At 31.6% G+C, this 18,538-nt stretch carries 13 protein-coding genes; 2 read left to right on the top strand and 11 right to left on the bottom strand.

Translation table 11 applies throughout. The features are described 5' to 3' along the window. Position 1 precedes the first annotated feature (1 nt). The 10 genes from recQ to Q0958_RS07880 form a co-directional block, all read right to left on the bottom strand. On the bottom strand, positions 2 to 2,110 hold the full coding sequence (recQ, locus tag Q0958_RS07925; protein WP_299122385.1) for a DNA helicase RecQ: 2,109 nt from the start codon (positions 2,108 to 2,110) through the stop codon (positions 2 to 4). A 79-nt stretch (positions 2,111 to 2,189) separates the two neighbouring features. Beyond that, positions 2,190 to 5,360: a S41 family peptidase gene (locus tag Q0958_RS07920; RefSeq protein ID WP_299121897.1), complete on the bottom strand. Its 3,171-nt coding sequence runs from the start codon at positions 5,358 to 5,360 to the stop codon at positions 2,190 to 2,192. A gap of 74 nt (positions 5,361 to 5,434) precedes the next feature. Continuing rightward, on the bottom strand, positions 5,435 to 6,202 hold the full coding sequence (gene trpA / locus Q0958_RS07915) for a tryptophan synthase subunit alpha (RefSeq protein WP_299121895.1): 768 nt from the start codon (positions 6,200 to 6,202) through the stop codon (positions 5,435 to 5,437). A gap of 2 nt (positions 6,203 to 6,204) precedes the next feature. Next, positions 6,205 to 7,383 carry a tryptophan synthase subunit beta gene (trpB, locus tag Q0958_RS07910; protein WP_299121894.1) on the bottom strand — a complete coding sequence of 393 codons (1,179 nt, stop codon included), beginning with the start codon at positions 7,381 to 7,383 and terminating at the stop codon, positions 6,205 to 6,207. Then, positions 7,364 to 7,987, bottom strand: a complete 624-nt coding sequence (locus Q0958_RS07905) for a phosphoribosylanthranilate isomerase (protein WP_299121892.1) — start codon at positions 7,985 to 7,987, stop codon at positions 7,364 to 7,366. The genes trpB and Q0958_RS07905 overlap by 20 nt, the downstream gene beginning before the upstream one ends. Then, positions 7,984 to 8,490 (bottom strand): hypothetical protein, encoded by a 507-nt coding sequence (locus Q0958_RS07900; protein ID WP_299121890.1) that lies wholly within the window; start codon positions 8,488 to 8,490, stop codon positions 7,984 to 7,986. The genes Q0958_RS07905 and Q0958_RS07900 overlap by 4 nt, the downstream gene beginning before the upstream one ends. Positions 8,491 to 8,494: 4 nt before the next feature. Next, positions 8,495 to 9,283 (bottom strand): indole-3-glycerol phosphate synthase TrpC, encoded by a 789-nt coding sequence (gene trpC / locus Q0958_RS07895; protein WP_150900469.1) that lies wholly within the window; start codon positions 9,281 to 9,283, stop codon positions 8,495 to 8,497. A 1-nt stretch (position 9,284) separates the two neighbouring features. Continuing rightward, positions 9,285 to 10,271, bottom strand: a complete 987-nt coding sequence (gene trpD, locus Q0958_RS07890) for an anthranilate phosphoribosyltransferase (RefSeq protein WP_299121887.1) — start codon at positions 10,269 to 10,271, stop codon at positions 9,285 to 9,287. Positions 10,272 to 10,281: 10 nt separating this feature from the next. Next, complete coding sequence (locus Q0958_RS07885; RefSeq protein WP_299121885.1) at positions 10,282 to 10,875, bottom strand: aminodeoxychorismate/anthranilate synthase component II; 594 nt, start codon at positions 10,873 to 10,875, stop codon at positions 10,282 to 10,284. Between the two features lie 69 nt (positions 10,876 to 10,944). Next, positions 10,945 to 12,336: an anthranilate synthase component I family protein gene (locus Q0958_RS07880; protein WP_235273285.1), complete on the bottom strand. Its 1,392-nt coding sequence runs from the start codon at positions 12,334 to 12,336 to the stop codon at positions 10,945 to 10,947. A gap of 410 nt (positions 12,337 to 12,746) precedes the next feature. On the opposite strand from Q0958_RS07880, the gene asnB reads away from it, so the two are divergent. Further along, complete coding sequence (gene asnB / locus Q0958_RS07875; RefSeq protein ID WP_299121882.1) at positions 12,747 to 14,408, top strand: asparagine synthase B; 1,662 nt, start codon at positions 12,747 to 12,749, stop codon at positions 14,406 to 14,408. Positions 14,409 to 14,876: 468 nt separating this feature from the next. On the opposite strand, the gene Q0958_RS07870 is transcribed toward asnB, so the two are convergent. After that, on the bottom strand, positions 14,877 to 16,043 hold the full coding sequence (locus Q0958_RS07870; RefSeq protein ID WP_299121880.1) for a DUF3103 family protein: 1,167 nt from the start codon (positions 16,041 to 16,043) through the stop codon (positions 14,877 to 14,879). A gap of 518 nt (positions 16,044 to 16,561) precedes the next feature. Here Q0958_RS07870 and gyrB point away from each other — a divergent pair. Beyond that, complete coding sequence (gene gyrB, locus Q0958_RS07865; protein WP_299121877.1) at positions 16,562 to 18,499, top strand: DNA topoisomerase (ATP-hydrolyzing) subunit B; 1,938 nt, start codon at positions 16,562 to 16,564, stop codon at positions 18,497 to 18,499. The last annotated feature ends 39 nt before the right edge of the window (positions 18,500 to 18,538 follow it).

The following is an 18,538-nucleotide window of genomic DNA, read 5'->3' as shown; positions in this document are numbered from 1 at the left end:
ACTATCTTTTCTTTTGTAAAATGGTAAGTCCAACCCTTATTTGTTCATAAGGAATTTTCTCTCCTAAAAACTCAAAATAAGGTTTTAACGCTGTTTCGTTTCTCAGCACTTTTTTTGCATTGGCTATTAACTTTAATTCATCTGCTGATATAAACTCATCTAAACTTACATCTTTTCCTTCTAAGTATAATTTAGATAAGTGGGAAAATACTGTTGGTGACTTTAAACCTCTTTTCTCTGCAATTTCTTCAATTGAAAAGCCTTCTTTATATAAATTATATGTTTCTAATGTTGTGTCCTTTCTTCCTCGCTTTTTTTCTTGTAAAAAAGTTCTTATCTCTTCCATAAACTCTCCACCATACACTTCTAATTTTCGCTGACCTACCCCACTTATAGCTAAAAACTCACTATCTGTTTGTGGTCTTTCATTTTCTAGTTCTCTTAACGTAGCGTCACTAAACACCAAATAGGCAGCTATGTCTTCCTCTTGTGCTATCTTGTATCGGAGTTTTCTTAAGCGTTCAAATAATGTATCTCGAACCACCTTAGTTGTTCGTTTAGCTTTAGTTCTTACTAATTTTTCTTCTTTATTTATTTCTTTCGGAATTGTTAATTGGATTTTCTCTCCGCTAAAAAGTATTTTTTTTGAAAACTCTGTTAACTGTAATGTATTATTTAAATGAAATGCTATTTGACAATACCCTTGGTTTATTAATTGAATTATATAATGTTGCCAGTCTTTCCAGGATATATCATTACCTACTCCATAAGTTTTTAATGTTTGATAGTTTTTATCTAAAACCGTTGCATTTTGTGCACCTCTAAGTACATCAATTACTGTACCCATGGCTTCTTTTTGTTGTAGTCGGTATATAGCCGATAATGCTTTTTGTGCTATAATGGTTCCATCAAAAAACTTAGGTGGATTTTTACAAACATCACAATTTCCACAGTTTTCTTCTATCAACTCTCCAAAATAACTCAGTAAAATTTTTCGTCTACAAACAGTTGCTTCTGCAAACTGCTTCATTCGATCTAACTTAGCTTCTTGCACCTCTTTATTGCCTGTATTAGCAATAAATTGTCGTAACTGAATTACATCAGCATAGCTGTGAAACAACAATGCATTTGCAGGTAAACCATCACGTCCAGAACGTCCAATTTCTTGATAATAGCCTTCTATGTTTTTTGGCATGTTATAATGTATTACCCAACGTACATTTGACTTATCTATTCCCATACCAAATGCTATTGTTGCACAGATAATAGTAACATCGTCCTTTATAAAATCTTCCTGTGTTTTTGCTCTTTCTTCAAAAGTTAACCCTGCATGATATGCCTTCGCATCTATATTATTCTGCTTTAGCTTTGTTGCTAATTGCTCTGTTGCTTTCCTACTTAAACAGTAAACAATACCCGATTCTTTGGGACGTCGATTGATAAATTGAATAATTTGTTTAATCCTATCATTTGCAGGACGCACTTCTAAACTTATATTCTTTCTATTAAATGAACTTACATATTTAGTCGCATTAGGTACGGCCAATTGCTCTAAAATATCTTCTTGTGTAGCTTTATCTGCTGTTGCTGTTAGTGCTACAATTGGCACATCTGGTAGTGACTTTTTTAAAAATGATAATTGTTTGTATGAAGGTCTAAAATCATGCCCCCAAGCCGATATACAATGTGCTTCATCTATAGCTATACAACTTATATAAGATTGGGTTAAAATATTTTGCAATAAGGGTAAACTCTCTGGAGCTACATATACCAATTTTACAGTTTTATTTACAATAGCATCAAATACTTTTTGCTGCTCTTCAGCTGATTGACTACTGTTATAATACGTTGCAGGTATTCCGTTAGCTTTTAAACTATCGACCTGATCTTTCATTAATGCTATTAATGGTGAAATAACCAAGGTAATATCTTTGAAGAATAATGCTGGTAATTGATAACAAATAGATTTTCCTCCACCTGTTGGCATAATAACCAACGTATCTCTTTTATTTAATATGTTTTCGATGATTTTTTGTTGCTCTAATCGAAAACTATCATATCCAAAATTTGACTTTAACTTTTCTAATAAATCTTTTTCCGTTATCTCCATCATAAGGCAAAAATAGTCATAAAAAAAGCGTAGAATTTAAATTCTACGCTTCATTTTATTTACTTTAAACTTACTTCGTTTATTTCAAATCTTTTAATAATACCTCAACTGCTTTCTTTAATTGTGCATCTTCATTTCTTTCTTTCCATCCTGGTGCATTCTTTACTAAATAATCTGGTACAGCTGGTGCTTCATTCTCCATATTCTTTCCCGATTTTTTCACAAACCAAGCTCTAAATGGCATACGAATAAATCCGTTTTGCAATCCTTTTCCTCCTGTAGAAATTACAGCTCCAAATGTTGGTTGTCCTACTAACTTTCCTAATCCTAAGTTCTTAAATGCATGTGAAAAGATTTCTGCATTTGAATAACTGTTCTCATTACATAAAGCTACAACTGGCTTTGTATTTACAGATAAAATTGCACGTTCATTAAATGGATAGTTTTTTGAAAACTTTTTATTGTTCTTTAAGCTTTTTGCTGCTCCTCTTGGTATTGTATATGCATGTTGGTCTACATTTAACACTGCCATTAATCGGTCTGTAGTCCATCCACCTCCGTTATAACGAACATCAATTACAATTCCTTTTTTTCCATATCCACTTGCTTTTAATTCTCTTTCAAAACGTTCAAAACTTGGAGTATTCATCCCTTGAATATGGATATATCCTAATTGTCCATTTGAATATTTATCTACTAGCTTTTTTCTAGACTCAATCCATGCCTCATATTGTGCTCTTCTAATTGAACTTTGTGGACGAATAACTATTTCTTTACCTCCTTTTAAAGTTAATAAGACTTCATTTGCTTGAGTATTCTTTAACAAGCTATAAAAGTTTGTATCCTTTTGAACTTTTTGTCCATTTACATGAGTGATTACATCTCCAACATTTAATTTACTTTTCGATTTACTAGCTACTGTATTATTTAAAACATATTTTACACGAGCTCCGTCTTTAGCATTTTCTACTTCTAAACCTAGTAATCCAATTTTTTCACTTTTATTTTTAGGTGTATTTCTTGCAAAATACCCCATATGACTTGCATTTAATTGCCCTAATAACAAGTTATACATATATGCATAATCTTGATATGTTGATGCTGATAATACCCAAGGTCTATACTTTTTAACTAAACCTTTCCAATCATATCCGTGAAACTCTGGATCATAGAAACCAGCTGTTAAAGCTCTTATTCCTTCATCAAAAACTTGAACATGCTCTTTTTCTTTATTTACAGTATAGGTAGCTGAATGTGGTAAACCTGTTACCTTATCAGATTTAGTATTCATTTGTTTTAATTTCCCTCCTGAAACAAAGTAAGCTTTATTGTTATTTAAAGTGAAACCTCCTGCTCTTGACACTCCTTTTATTGCTTTAGATTTAGTTCCATCCCACTTAATCTTGTACAAACCTCTCTTTTTAGTTGCTGGGTTTGTTGCTGAAAAGTAGATAAATTCACTATCGGCACTAAACATTGGTCCGAACTCATTATCTTGTAAAGAAGTTACTTGTACTAAACGATCAAAAATTCTATCAGAATCTATCTTTACGTTTACTTTTTTCTTCTTTTTATCTTTCTTTCCTTTTTTACCAGATTTTTTATCTTCTTTCTTTTCTGGGTAATATGCTCCTTCTTTATGATCTACTTTTGATTTTTCCCAATCTTCTTTTTGCAACCATACCATCCATACATCATAATTAATTCCATTTCTATTAGAAATAAAAGCTAATTTCTTTCCATCAGCACTCCAAACAGGACTTCTATCACTACGAGGGTGCATAGAAACATTCATTTTTTTGCTTTTATCTGCTACTGATTGGATAAATATTTCACTATCAAAATCTAAATCTTCTTGAGAATATGCGATATACTTACTATCTGGACTCCAAGAAAAATCTTCAGTTGGCGCCCATGAATCTGAATATACTTGTGGTTTAACAATTTTTCCATCTTTGATATCAGCAATCATTAAAGTACCTCTTCCTACTTGATAAGCTATCTTTTTTCCATTAGGTGATACTATTGGGTTATCAACATCTTCTTTACTCGATGTTAATTTAGTTACTTTCGTTTTTAAACTTCTTTGTAATCCTACCAAAGTATCCTTTGAAACTACACTATATAATTCATAATGCCCATCTCTATCTGACATAAAAACAACCGTTTTATCATCTAACCATTGTGGGCTACGGTCTCTAAAAGGATGTTTACTTACATTGTTAGAGCGCTTCTTTTCTTTGTTATTTTCTTTAACAAAAATTTCTCCGTTAATCTCCATCGCAACTTTTTTACCATCGGGAGATACTGCATAACCAGTTATCTTATTTGATACAGTATTGGTTATTTCTTGTTCAAAACGATTATCTGAATAAATTTTTAAATTAATTTTTTGAGCCTTTCCGTTTTCTAATTTAAAAATATTCATTCCACTTAAGTAAACAATTGTTCCATTGTTACTTACTGAAAATGTACGAACTCCATCTTTTTTATGTGATGTTAATTGAGTAGCTGCCCCACTTATTGTTCCGTTTGCAGTAATTGATTGCTTATAAATATTATAGCGACCGCTTTTAGCTCCTATATAATATAAATTTCCAGCAGCATCCCAAGCTGGTGAATGATCATTTTTATTACTTGTTGTTATTTGGTTGTACTTTTTTGTTTGTACATTATAAATCCAAATATCTCTTTGTGCAGAACCTGAATAGTCCTCACGAGCAATTCGACAAGCTCCTTTTACAAAAGCTATAAACTTTCCATTTGGTGATAATTGAGCATCTTCTCCATATGCTGTTAACAATCTGCTTGGAGTTCCTCCTTTTTGATTAACAGAATACATTTGTCCATCCCATTCTGGGCCTCTATAAACTCTCCTTGTATTAAATAACACATCCCCATCTTTAGTCCAATTAGTTGGAATATTAGCTGTTGGGTAATATGTTAATTGTTTAGGTACACCTCCTTTTATTGAAGTTGTAAAAATGTTATCATTACCTTTTCTGTTTGAAGAAAAAGCAATTTCAGTTCCGTTTGTATTCCAAACTGGGTTACTTTCATAAGCTTTATGAATAGTAAGTCTTGTTTGTTGTTGGTTTCCAAAATTATAAGTCCAAATATCTCCTTGGTATGAAAATGCCATTTGAGATGCATCTGGACTTATTTCTGGTTTTCGAATAAAAGTGTTTTGAGCTACTAAAAAGCTGGAGCATAAAAATGCTGCTAGTATGGAAAAAGGTTTCTTAGACATTATTGTTTGTGTTATAAACTACTAATTTATAACATTCAATAATGCCTTTAAGAATTTTAAGTTTTTCTTAACAGTTAATTTTTTATCCCTGAAATAAAGGCTGAAATATTGTCAACCCCATTTTCCTTCAACTCTTTTATAAATGCCGAACCGATAATTGCTCCATTCATATAATCACAAGCTGTAGTAAATGTTTTATGATCTGAAATTCCAAAACCAACAATTAATTTACTTTGTAAATTCATGGCATTTATTCGATTAAAATAATCTATTTGTTGTTGAGAAATTTCTCCTTTTGCTCCTGTTATTGAAGCAGATGCTACTACATAAATAAATGCGTTTGTTAGAGAGTCTATCTTACGAATTCTTTCTTCTGACGTATGTGGTGTTATTAAAAACACATTGGTAATTCCGTAACTATCAAACAATTCATTGTAATGATTCTCATATTCAATCATTGGTAAATCTGGAATAATCACAGTATCTATACCACATTCTTTTACCTTCTGACAAAATTCATGCTCTCCATATTTTATAATTTGATTCAAATATCCCATTAAAACTAACGGTGTCTTATTAGTGTCTTTAATAGCCATTAATTGCTCAAATATCACATCTAAGTTAATTCCATTATTCAATGCTACTGAACTACTGTGTTGTATTGTTGGTCCGTCGGCTAATGGGTCTGAATATGGTAAACCTACTTCTATAAAATCGACACCACTTGAACTTAGCTCGTCTATTATTTTAGTTGTATCATCTAGCTTTGGAAAACCTGCTGTAAAGAAAATAGATAATAGATTTTGACTTTTCTCTTGAAATATACTTTTTACTGAATTCATGATTACTCCTCTAAATGCTTAATATAAGTTTCTAAATCTTTATCTCCTCTACCTGATAAATTAATAATAATGGTTTGTTCTTTTTTTAAATTCATTTTAGGTAAAACAGCTAAAGCATGTGCACTTTCTAATGCAGGAATTATTCCTTCAATTTTTGTTAACTCATAAGCTGCTTCTAAGGCTTCTTTATCAGTTGCATTCATAAACTTAGCTCTGCTTGTTTCATGTAAATATGCATGCAAAGGACCAACCCCAGGATAATCTAATCCTGCTGAAATAGAATAAGGCTCTACTATTTGGCCATACTCGTCTTGCATCAAAATTGTTTTACTTCCATGTATTACTCCTACCTCTCCTAATTGTGAAGTTGCTGCACTTTCTCCTGAATTAACTCCTAATCCTGCTGCTTCTACTGCTATTAGTTCCACTTCTTCATCATCTAAATAATGATAAAAAGCTCCAGCTGCATTTGATCCTCCTCCAACACAAGCTATTACCGTATCTGGATTTTCTTTTCCTGTTTGTTCTTTTAATTGGGATTTCATTTCTTCTGAAATTACCGCTTGCAAACGTGCTACCATATCTGGATATGGGTGCGGACCAACTACAGATCCTATTAAATAATACGTTTCTGGGTTTTGAATCCAATAACGAATTGCTTCATTGGTTGCATCTTTTAATGTTTTACTACCACTAGTAGCTGGAACTACTTTTGCTCCTAACATTTTCATACGAGCTACATTCGGAGCCTGGCGCTTAATATCGGTTTCTCCCATAAAAACCACACATTCTAAATCCATTAACGCACATACTGTAGCTGTTGCAACACCATGCTGTCCTGCACCAGTTTCAGCTATAATTTTAGTTTTTCCTAAGTGCTTTGCTACCAAAATTTGCCCTATAGTATTATTCACTTTATGAGCTCCAGTATGGTTTAAATCTTCGCGTTTTAAATAAATAGTAGCTCCATATTTTTCAGACAATCGTTTTGCTAAATACAATGGACTTGGTCTTCCAACATAATGTTGCAACAAATCTTTATATTCTTTTTGAAAAGCTTCTGAACTAAGAATCTTCAAATAATTATCTTCTAACTCTTTTACATTTGGATGTAATAATTCTGGAATAAATGCTCCTCCAAACTGTCCGTAATATCCTTCTTTAGTTGGTTGAAATTTCATTTTTAAATTTCTTTATTTTTTTAACCGATTTTAAACCAGCTTCTTTTTCAAACTTACTATTTACGTCTAGTGCATAAATTGGTAAATCTGTTTTAATAATATTTTGTACTTCTTTAATTTCTTCCAATCCAATACCTCCGCTTAAAAAAAACGGTTTTGTTGAATTGTATTTTTTTAAGACCGTCCAATCGAATGTAACTCCATTACCTCCTCTTTCTTTCCCTTTAGTATCAAACAAGAAGTAATCAACAACTACCTCGTATGGTTTTAGTATTTCAAAGTCAAATTCGTCTTTAATTCCAAAAACTTTAATAAGTTCAACCTTCGGTAAATGCTCTTTTAAACTTTCAATATAAGTTACTGATTCATCTCCATGTAACTGAATTGCTTCTAGCTTATATTCTTCAACAAGAGAAATTACTATTTCTAAATACTCATTTACAAAAACCCCAGTTTTCTTAATACCTTTAGGTAATTGTGGAATAATTCCTTCAAAATTTCTTTTTGATTTATCGTAAAAAATGAATCCTAAATAGTCTGGCTGTAAACCTGCTACTTGCTGGATATTTTCTACATATTTCATTCCACATACTTTAAGTTTCATACAGATTTTAATTTATTTGATTTATACAACAAACTTATAGATTCAAAGTAATCTGAACCGAAGGAGATTACCCTAATATCTTCTTCAGAAAATTCAAAATCAAAATCTAAATCCACAGTTCCATCAGATTTTATAAAATCAATAAAAAAACTTTTTTCTTTTGACTTTTGAATCACACCATAAAACAATTCATCTTCTATATCATCTTGAAATTCAAAACAACCATATTCTTTTTCAGACCATTTTAAAAATTCAAAAGGAGACATGAACTTAAACCCTACAGGCTCTTCAAACTTCAAACGCTTTAATTCTAAAACCTTTTTTAATGATTTATTAGTATTTTCTCTTCTTTCTTTAAGGTACTTTTTTCTTAAAAGCTTATACCCATCAACTTGAAAATCTACAGGAATACTTTTTATTAGTATCCAATCCTCATTTTCTTTTAAAAAAACTCCAGTTTCCCTCTCTTCCCAATCTTTAATTAGATAATCCTCAACTTTCATATTACTATCTAATTTGGCTGATAAATTCTTTACATGCCTCACCTGGATTTTCTGTTTTCATGAAGTTTTCTCCTATTAAGAAACCTTGAAATCCATGCTCTTTTAATCCAGTAATAATTCTTGGATCTGAAATTCCACTTTCTGAAACTTTTAGAGCTGTATCTGGAATTTGACCTGCCAACTTTATCGAATGTTCTAAATCAACTTCGAAAGTTTTAAGATTTCGATTATTAATACCAATAATCTTATTATCTAAGTCATTTATTTTATCTAAATCTTCTTGTGTATGTACCTCATACAAAACTTCCAAACCTAAATCTGACGCTAACTGTCCATAGTTTTTCAATTCTTGTTTGGTTAAACAAGCAGCTATCAACAATACTACATCTGCTCCAATAGCTTTTGCTTCTACAATTTGAAAACCATCTACAATAAAATCTTTTCTTAAAATTGGTTTTACTTGATTTACTGTTCTAGCTTCTAATAAATCTGCCATAGAACCTCCAAAAAAAGAAGTATCGGTTAAAATAGATTGCGCTGCTACATTAGCATCTAAATACCCTTCTGTAACTTCTACAACTGTAGCCTTATCGTTTATAATTCCTTTTGACGGCGATTGACGTTTAAACTCAGCAATGATTCCTGTTGAACCAACTTGTAATAAAGATTTTTTTAATGAAAATGATGAATTTTTAAAGTTTGGACTCTCCACCAACTTCTTAACAGGAACTTCAGCTTTTATTTTTGCTACTTCTGTTTTTTTAAACGCTATTATTTTATCTAAAATTGTCATTTTAACTTACTAGTTTTTCTAATGATTTTTTTGCTTTTAATCCAAACAATGAATCTTTTGCTTCTTCAAAAGCAACTTCAAAACTCTTATTTTTATCAAATGTTTTTAATGCAAATGCTGTATTTGTTAACACTACATTATTTTGTTGTTCTGTTCCTTTTCCGTTAATAATATCTACAAATATTTTCGCTGCTTCTGCTACTGTGTCTCCTCCAAAAATATCTGATTGTAATATTTGCTTTTGACCTAAATCTGATGGCGAAATTTGTTGCTCTGCTTCTTTAGTAAACAATTTGAAATCACCTGTTAATGAAATCTCATCATAACCATCTAATGCATGTACCACTCCGTAATTTACACTGGACTGTTGCAACATATAATTATATACTCTAGCAACCTCTAAATTGAACACCCCCACTAATTGATTTTGTGGCGCACTCGGATTTACTAAAGGACCTAACATATTAAAAAACGTTTTTACTCCCAACTCTCTTCGTATTGGAGCTACCACCTTCATTGCTGGATGGAATAATGGAGCGTGTAAAAAACAAATATTTGCTTCATCTAACTGTTGTTTTAATACTGATTCATCATTAGTAAATTGGTACCCTAAAAACTCCAACATATTAGATGATCCAGAAGCAGACGATACTCCATAATTACCATGCTTGGCCACTTTGTTTCCTGTTCCTGCAACAATAAATGAAGTTAGAGTTGAAATGTTAAATGTATTTTTTCCATCTCCTCCTGTACCACATAAATCAATAGTATTAAAATCTGACAAATCAACTTTTATGGCTAATTCCAATAAAGCTTCTCTAAATCCAGATAATTCATCTACAGAAACTGGACGCATCAAAAATACTGTAATAAATGCAGCTATTTGAGACGCATTATATTTTTCTTGAGCTATATTTATAAGTACTTCTTTCGATTGTTCTTTAGTCAATCGTTTTTGTTCGAAAAGCGTATTTAATATTTTTTTCATTTCAATGGCTTTAAGCTTGAAGCTTTAGACTTTCAACTGAATTAATAAAGTTTTGAATCATCTTTTTCCCTTCTGGTGTTAAAATACTTTCTGGGTGAAATTGTACTGCTTCTAAATGATGTACTTTGTGACGCAATGCCATTATACTTTCATTATCATCAATAGCTGTTATTTCTAATTCTTCTGGGAAATTTGTATGCGAAGCAATCCATGAATGGTAACGTGCTGCTTCAAATGTTTCTGGAATATCTTTAAAAGTGATACAATCATCCTTTAAAACTTTCATCTCTGTAGCTACTCCATGAAATACATCATTTAAGTTTTCTAATTCACCGCCAAAAACTTCTGTGATTGCCTGTAAACCTAAACACACTCCAAAAATTGGAATCTTTCCTGTGTAAGTTTTAATCGTTTCTTTTAAAATACCTGCCTCATTTGGAATTCCAGGACCTGGCGATAAAATAATAGCATCGTAATTTTTAATTTCATCAATTGAAATTTCATCATTACGATAAACGTCAGGTAATTCTCCTGTTATATCTTCTACATAGTGTACCAAGTTATAGGTAAACGAATCGTAATTATCTAATATTAATATTTTCATTTTTCTATGTTGTATAATAAAGATTGAATAGTAAGATTAAGAATCTCTTTTATCAATTCTTCTGTGTATTTATATTTCTTCCGCTAACACCAAAGCCTTCTTTAATGCTGCCAGTTTATTATTTACTTCCTGCAACTCATTTTCTTCTTTTGAATTGATAACTATTCCTGCTCCAGCTTGATAAAACAACGTATTGTTTTTACTTACAAACGAACGTATTGCAATGGCCTGATTTACATCTCCATTTAGACCAATAAATCCAACACAACCTCCATAAAATCCACGTGTTTGATTTTCATATGTATCTATCAACTCCATTGCTTTGTATTTTGGAGCACCACTTAAAGTTCCAGCAGGAAAAGTATCTCCTACAATTTCTATTGGATTTCCAGTAATTTTCCCAGTAACCGTAGATACCAAATGAATTACATGACTAAAATACTGTACTTCTTTATAGGTTTCTACTGTAACATTTGTAGCGTGCTTACTCAAATCGTTTCTAGCTAAATCTACCAACATTACATGTTCTGCATTTTCCTTAGGATCGTTTGCTAATTCTTTTGCCAACTCAGTATCTTTTGCATCGTCTCCCGTTCTTCTAAATGTCCCTGCGATTGGATTTATAATAGCTTCTTTTGCATTAATTTTTATCTGAGCTTCTGGCGATGAGCCCATCAATTTAAAACTTCCATAATCGAAATAAAACAAATACGGTGATGGATTTATAGATCGTAATGCTCTATACACATTGAACTCATCTCCTTTAAATTTTTGTTGAAACTGACGTGATAACACCAATTGAAACACATCTCCTCTTTTACAATGTTCTTTGGCTTTTGTTACACTATTTTTAAAATCTTCATCTGTAATATTAGAAGTTTCACTTCCTTCAAAATTGAATTGATATTTTGCAAAGGATTGTGAATTAGCCAAATTCGAGATTTCTGACAATCGAGATTCTTCTCCTTCTGGAATATTCTCTATTAAAATCATTTCATTTTTAAAATGATTAATTGCAATTATAAATCGAAAGAAACTATACTGCAACATAGGTATTTCTGATGGTGCTTTTTTTGAATTCAATTTTATAGTTTCAAAATATTGAACAGCATCAAAAGTTGTATATCCATATAAGCCATTAAACGATTTAACTTCCTCAGTACAATCAACATCTATCAAACTACTATAATTATCAAAATAATCATAAAAATTACGATCTATAGCCTTTCTTTCTAACTCCTTTTTTTGATATGAAAATGAAATATCATTCCCTTCTGCTTTAATTGTTATTAAAGGCTCAATACATAAAAATGAGTAACTATTCTCTTTACTATGATAATCTGAACTTTCTAACAATAAACTATTTGCATATTTATCTCTTGTTTTCAAATACAAACTTACTGGAGTAATTGTATCTGCTAATTGTTGTTTAGATATTGTTGTAAACTTTATTTTATTCATTTTTAATTTTATTATAAAAAAAAAGGCTTATCATGAGATAAGCCTTTTCGTTGTATTATGGATATAACGGTATGGTCTCACTAACGTAAGTTATGAGTTCTCCACCACCAGTTATTTAATAATTGTTTCATCATTATGAAGCAAATGTATAACAGATTTTTAAAAATCCAAATTTTTATTTCAGTTTATTTCTAAAAAATCAAAAAAAGTAAGTTTTGAAAGCAAAACAAACACAAAACAATTACACTTTAACACAAATAATCATCTTTAAGTTTAAATTTATAACTCAAATAAACAATATTGTTTTCAAAAAAAAACATCATTCGGTTATTTGTATCGAAATAATAAACGAAAAAAACAAAATATGTTTCTTGACTCTATTTCAAGACACTAATTAAAAATATAAAACTATGTGTGGAATTGTATGTGCATTTGATTTAAAAGAAAAAACTGAACAACTAAGACCTCAAATCTTAGAAATGTCAAAGAAAATTAGACATCGAGGTCCAGATTGGAGCGGTATTTATAGCGATGAAAAAGCTATTATGGCTCATGAACGTTTAGCTATTGTAGACCCTGCTTCTGGACAACAACCTTTATTTAGTGAAGATCGTCGTTTTGTCTTAGCTGCAAATGGAGAAATTTACAACCACAAAGAGTTACGTCCACAATTTAACGGAAAACATACATTTTTAACACAATCTGATTGTGAGGTTATTATTGCTCTTTACAAGCAAAAAGGTGTTGAGTTTTTAGATGAATTAAACGGTATTTTTGGTTTTGCTATCTACGATTCTATTACTGACGAATACTTAATTGCCCGTGACCATATGGGAATTATTCCTTTATACATGGGATGGGATAAAAAAGGAACTTTTTATGTAGCTTCTGAACTAAAAGCTTTAGAAGGAGTTTGCAACAAAATTGAAGTATTTCCTCCAGGTCACTACTACACTCGTGAAGACGGTTTACAACGTTGGTACTCTAGAGATTGGATGGAGTACGAAGCTGTTAAAGACAACCAAACATCAATTGATGAACTACGTGATGCTTTAGAAGCTGCTGTTCACCGTCAATTAATGAGCGATGTTCCTTATGGTGTTTTACTTTCTGGTGGATTAGACTCTTCTATCACTTCTGCCATTGCTAAAAAGTATGCTGCTAAGCGTATAGAAAGTGGCGACACTAAAGATGCTTGGTACCCTCAATTACATTCATTTTCTATTGGATTAGATGGATCGCCAGATTTAGCTGCTGCAAAAAAAGTATCTGATCACATTGGTACAATCCATCATGAGATTACTTTCACTATTCAAGAAGGTTTAGATGCTATTCGTGATGTAATTTACAACTTAGAAACTTACGACATTACAACTATCCGCGCCTCTACTCCAATGTACTTAATGGCAAGAGTTATAAAGTCTATGGGAATTAAAATGGTATTATCTGGTGAAGGAGCTGATGAAATTTTTGGAGGATATTTATACTTCCATAAAGCACCTAATGCTGAAGAATTCCACAAAGAAACTGTTCGTAAACTTGATAAGTTATATCAATACGATTGCCTTCGTGCTAACAAAAGTTTAATGGCTTGGGGAATTGAAGGACGTGTTCCTTTCTTAGATAAAGAATTTATGGATGTAGCAATGCGTATTAACCCTGAAGATAAAATGATTAACGGAGAACGTATGGAAAAATGGGTATTACGTAAAGCCTTTGAAAGTTATTTACCTGAAGAAGTTGCCTGGAGACAAAAAGAACAATTTTCTGACGGAGTTGGATACAGTTGGATTGACACTTTAAAAGAATTAGTTGAAACTGCTGTAACTGATGAAATGATGAAAAATGCGCAACATCGTTTCCCTACTCAAACACCAAGAGCTAAAGAAGAATACTATTATCGTTCAATATTTGAAGAGCACTTTTCAAGTGAAACAGCAGCTTTAACAGTTCCTTCTGTTCCATCAATAGCATGTAGTACGCCTACAGCATTAGCTTGGGATGCTAGTTTCCAAAACGTAAACGAACCTTCAGGTCGTGCAATTAAAGCTGTACATGAAGATGCTTATTAAATATATTTTAAAATTTACAATCGAAAAAATCCTACCATTTGGTGGGATTTTTTTATTCAAAATCTAAAATATTTTCTGCTTCAATTAGTTTTTGCAATACATTTACTTTCTCCATCATTTTATGACAAAACACATTTTACTCTTTTTCCCCTGCTGTATTTAATAGTTTTAAATAACACAACTACCTACTAATCAACATTAAGCCCCAAAACAAAAATCACTTTTAGTTTAAACCTTCAATATTCGCCTTACAAAATAGAAGACTCCTTAAGAGAAGATATTGGCACTTTTGGTATCATTCCAAAAATCTTATTCACATTTTAACCTCATAACTAAAACCATAAAAAAAACACAATCATTCGTCACCTAACTACATTAATTTAAAATTCAAAAACTAGTTATCCTTTATTTTTAAAACAAAAAAAGCATCCTAATATAGGATGCTCTTCTTTATATATAATTACACTATTAATTAGATGCAACAAAGAAAGGAGATAAATTCACCTTTGCATTTCCTCTTGCACCATAATGATTGTTATAGCTTTTATTCTTTTCAATAGTATAGAAAGAATCTACATAATCATCATTATTAGTATACCACTGGTCTGGCATAGCTTGAATAATTGCTCCAGCAACTTGCCCTAAAACATTTACCCAAGGTTGTGTAGCTACAGTACCTATTATTTGGAATACTCCACTTACAATAGTAGACACTAAACTCTTATAATTTACGTTATCATCCTTTTCAAATAATTGGATATTTGCAGCTTGATACTTATAATCATCCCAGAATAATAATATTTGGTTTGGATAATAATCAGTACCATCGTAATCTAAATAATACATTGGAATCACTTTTATTTCAGGCTTATTTGCAGCGTCTTTAATTCCAGAAGTAATAGCGTATACTTCAGCAGCTCCACTTATCCATGGCTCCTCATCATTATTTAATCTAATCTTATCTAACTTAGTAGTTTCTAATCCTGAATTTCTTGATGACTCAGGACTAAAATCCATATTAGATTTAGCTAATCTTTCATTTTGCACACCTTCTTCTTGAAGATACTTATTCATATAAGCCACTTCCTTTTTCAAAGTCTCAAAACCATTAGTCTCAATTACAATAACTGCTTGCTCTGGAGCTTTTTTAGCATCTAAAAGCACTAACTTCTTATCTATAGTGTAAGCCTCTACTGTAGACCAGTTTTCTTCTTCTCCCTCAGGCGCAAAAGAAAATAACACTTTTGAAAAATCAAGTTTCTTTTTAGGATTGTGCATCCAAACTTCTAAAATTTCAATTTTATCAGGAGCAACATCAGCACTTGCTCTTTCCTCCAAGGCAATTGTTTGAGTGGATAAGCTTTTGTAAGCTTCTTGATTACCTACAAGACTTTTTGTTTCATTTAAAATTTTAGATAACGCAACACTAGGCTGTTGATCTTCCAGCATACTAATTGTTTTGCTCATAAAATCTTGATTCTTCATTAAATCAATGAATTTGAAAGCTACTTCTTTCTTATTCACTTCATTTAACTCTGCTTGTTGATTAGGAGTATCTAATTCACTTGATTTGGTACAATTCACTAATAATACCGAAGCCAATAAGGCTTTTACTAAAAATCGGGGGATTCTCATTTTTTAAAAATTTAATTTATTAATATTCACACCAAACATACAAAAATTACATTATATTATGTTAAAAATGTTAAATTTTTAAACTTAATTAACCTAAAATACAATAACACTAATTTATTCTTACCAAAATACAACTATTTAATAAATTTAAGTTAACACTCTTTTTTGGGCTATTTTTAGACTTCTTTATCTAAATCCACTAGTCTAAAATCTTATTTTTAAGACTTTATTTGTCTTTTCATTTTTTAGAATTAAACTAAAAAATCTATTTTCAATTTTAAGCACCTTTTTAAGCCTTTTAAAAGACTTTATCGCAAAAGAGTTTTTTGATGATTTCACAAACAAAACAGCTTAAAAACTTTATTATCAAATTTAAAAACTGTAGATTTGTAAGGGTAAATAATCGCAAAATGCGGTTATTTTTTATGTTATTGAATTACATTCTTCATTTGATTCTAATCAATTAGGATTTTTAACAATAACATTTCAGAAAACAAATTAATTTTTAACTCTAAGAAATGAGCGAAGAAAAAAAGCATAATTATTCAGCCGATAGTATTCAAGCACTAGAGGGAATGGAGCACGTAAGAATGCGTCCATCGATGTATATTGGAGATGTTGGTGTTCGTGGTTTACATCATTTAGTTTACGAGGTAGTTGACAACTCTATTGATGAAGCTTTAGCTGGTCATTGTGATACTATTTCAGTAGATATTAATGAAGATAATTCTATCACCGTTCGTGATAATGGACGTGGTATCCCAGTAGGAATACATAAGAAAGAAGGAGTTTCTGCACTACAAGTTGTAATGACTAAAATTGGTGCTGGTGGTAAGTTTGACAAAGACTCATATAAAGTTTCTGGAGGTTTACACGGTGTTGGGGTATCTTGTGTTAACGCACTTTCTGATCATTTAACAGCCACAGTACATAAAGAAGGTAAAATTTGGCAACAAGAATACGAAAGAGGTAAAACATTATATCCAGTAAAAACTATTGGAGAAACTGATTTTACTGGAACTATCGTTACTTTTTTACCAGACAGATCTATTTTTCAGCAAACTACAGAGTATAATTACGAGACTTTAGCCACTCGTATGCGTGAATTAGCGTATTTGAATAAAGGAATTACAATTACTTTAACTGATAAGCGAAATAAAGACGACGAAGGAAACTTCATAGTTGAAACATTTCACTCTACTGAAGGTTTATCTGAATTTGTAAAGTATTTAGATTCTACCCGTGAGCAGCTAACAGCTGGCGTTATTGCAATGGAAGGTGAGAAAAACGGAATTCCTGTTGAAGTAGCTATGGTATATAACACTTCTTATTCTGAAAACTTACATTCTTATGTAAATAATATTAATACTCACGAAGGAGGAACACATTTATCAGGTTTCCGTCGAGGATTAACTCATACTTTAAAAAAGTATGCTGATGAATCTGGGTTATTAAAAAATGTAAAGTTTGATATCTCTGGGGATGATTTCCGTGAAGGACTTACCGCTATTATTTCTGTAAAAGTAGGTGAACCTCAATTTGAAGGACAAACTAAAACTAAGTTAGGTAACAGAGAGGTTACCTCTGCAGTTTCTCAGGCAGTTTCAGAAATGCTAACTGACTACTTAGAAGAAAACCCTAATGACGCTAAGACTATTGTTCAAAAAGTAATCTTAGCAGCTCAAGCACGTCATGCAGCAAGAAAAGCTCGTGAAATGGTGCAGCGAAAAACTGTAATGAGTATTGGTGGTTTACCTGGTAAATTATCTGACTGCTCTGAAACAGACCCAGCTCAATGTGAAATTTTCCTTGTCGAGGGAGATTCGGCAGGTGGTACTGCAAAACAAGGACGTGATCGTAATTTCCAAGCAATTCTTCCTTTAAGAGGTAAAATCTTAAATGTTGAGAAAGCAATGCAACATAAAGTTTTTGAAAACGAAGAAATCAAAAACATGTTTACTGCATTAGGTATTACAATTGGAACAGAAGAAGACCCTAGAGCTTTAAATTTATCAAAATTACGTTATCATAAAGTAGTTATTATGTGTGATGCCGATGTCGATGGATCACATATTGCTACTTTAATCTTAACTTTCTTCTTCCGCTACATGAGAGATATGGTTGAACAAGGTTATATTTATATTGCCACTCCTCCTTTATACTTAGTTAAAAAAGGACAAAAACGCGAGTACGCATGGGATGACAACCAACGTGATTTAATCGCTCAAAAAATGGGTGGAGGTGTTAACATCCAACGTTATAAGGGTCTTGGAGAGATGAATGCTGAACAATTATGGGATACTACAATGAACCCTGAATTTAGAACTTTACGTCAAGTTGTGGTTGAAAATGCCGCAGAAGCAGACAGAGTATTCTCTATGCTAATGGGTGACGAAGTACCTCCTCGTAGAGATTTTATTGAAAAGAACGCTAAGTACGCTAATATTGATGCTTAGACTTTTAAAATAATTTACACTAAAAACTCAACCAAAACG

The organism is uncultured Tenacibaculum sp., from assembly GCF_947499065.1.
Lineage (GTDB): Bacteria > Bacteroidota > Bacteroidia > Flavobacteriales > Flavobacteriaceae > Polaribacter.
Note: the sequence above shows the minus strand (reverse complement) of the source record. Positions and strands in the feature narration are given on the sequence as shown.

What these genes read in the sequence shown, in the direction of transcription:
- recQ (WP_299122385.1), bottom strand. Translation starts at nt 2,110, where the DNA reads ATGGAGATAACGGAAAAAGATTTATTAGAAAAGTTAAAGTCAAATTTT.
- Q0958_RS07920 (WP_299121897.1), bottom strand. Translation starts at nt 5,360, where the DNA reads ATGTCTAAGAAACCTTTTTCCATACTAGCAGCATTTTTATGCTCCAGC.
- trpA (WP_299121895.1), bottom strand. Translation starts at nt 6,202, where the DNA reads ATGAATTCAGTAAAAAGTATATTTCAAGAGAAAAGTCAAAATCTATTA.
- trpB (WP_299121894.1), bottom strand. Translation starts at nt 7,383, where the DNA reads ATGAAATTTCAACCAACTAAAGAAGGATATTACGGACAGTTTGGAGGA.
- Q0958_RS07905 (WP_299121892.1), bottom strand. Translation starts at nt 7,987, where the DNA reads ATGAAACTTAAAGTATGTGGAATGAAATATGTAGAAAATATCCAGCAA.
- Q0958_RS07900 (WP_299121890.1), bottom strand. Translation starts at nt 8,490, where the DNA reads ATGAAAGTTGAGGATTATCTAATTAAAGATTGGGAAGAGAGGGAAACT.
- trpC (WP_150900469.1), bottom strand. Translation starts at nt 9,283, where the DNA reads ATGACAATTTTAGATAAAATAATAGCGTTTAAAAAAACAGAAGTAGCA.
- trpD (WP_299121887.1), bottom strand. Translation starts at nt 10,271, where the DNA reads ATGAAAAAAATATTAAATACGCTTTTCGAACAAAAACGATTGACTAAA.
- Q0958_RS07885 (WP_299121885.1), bottom strand. Translation starts at nt 10,875, where the DNA reads ATGAAAATATTAATATTAGATAATTACGATTCGTTTACCTATAACTTG.
- Q0958_RS07880 (WP_235273285.1), bottom strand. Translation starts at nt 12,336, where the DNA reads ATGAATAAAATAAAGTTTACAACAATATCTAAACAACAATTAGCAGAT.
- asnB (WP_299121882.1), top strand. Translation starts at nt 12,747, where the DNA reads ATGTGTGGAATTGTATGTGCATTTGATTTAAAAGAAAAAACTGAACAA.
- Q0958_RS07870 (WP_299121880.1), bottom strand. Translation starts at nt 16,043, where the DNA reads ATGAGAATCCCCCGATTTTTAGTAAAAGCCTTATTGGCTTCGGTATTA.
- gyrB (WP_299121877.1), top strand. Translation starts at nt 16,562, where the DNA reads ATGAGCGAAGAAAAAAAGCATAATTATTCAGCCGATAGTATTCAAGCA.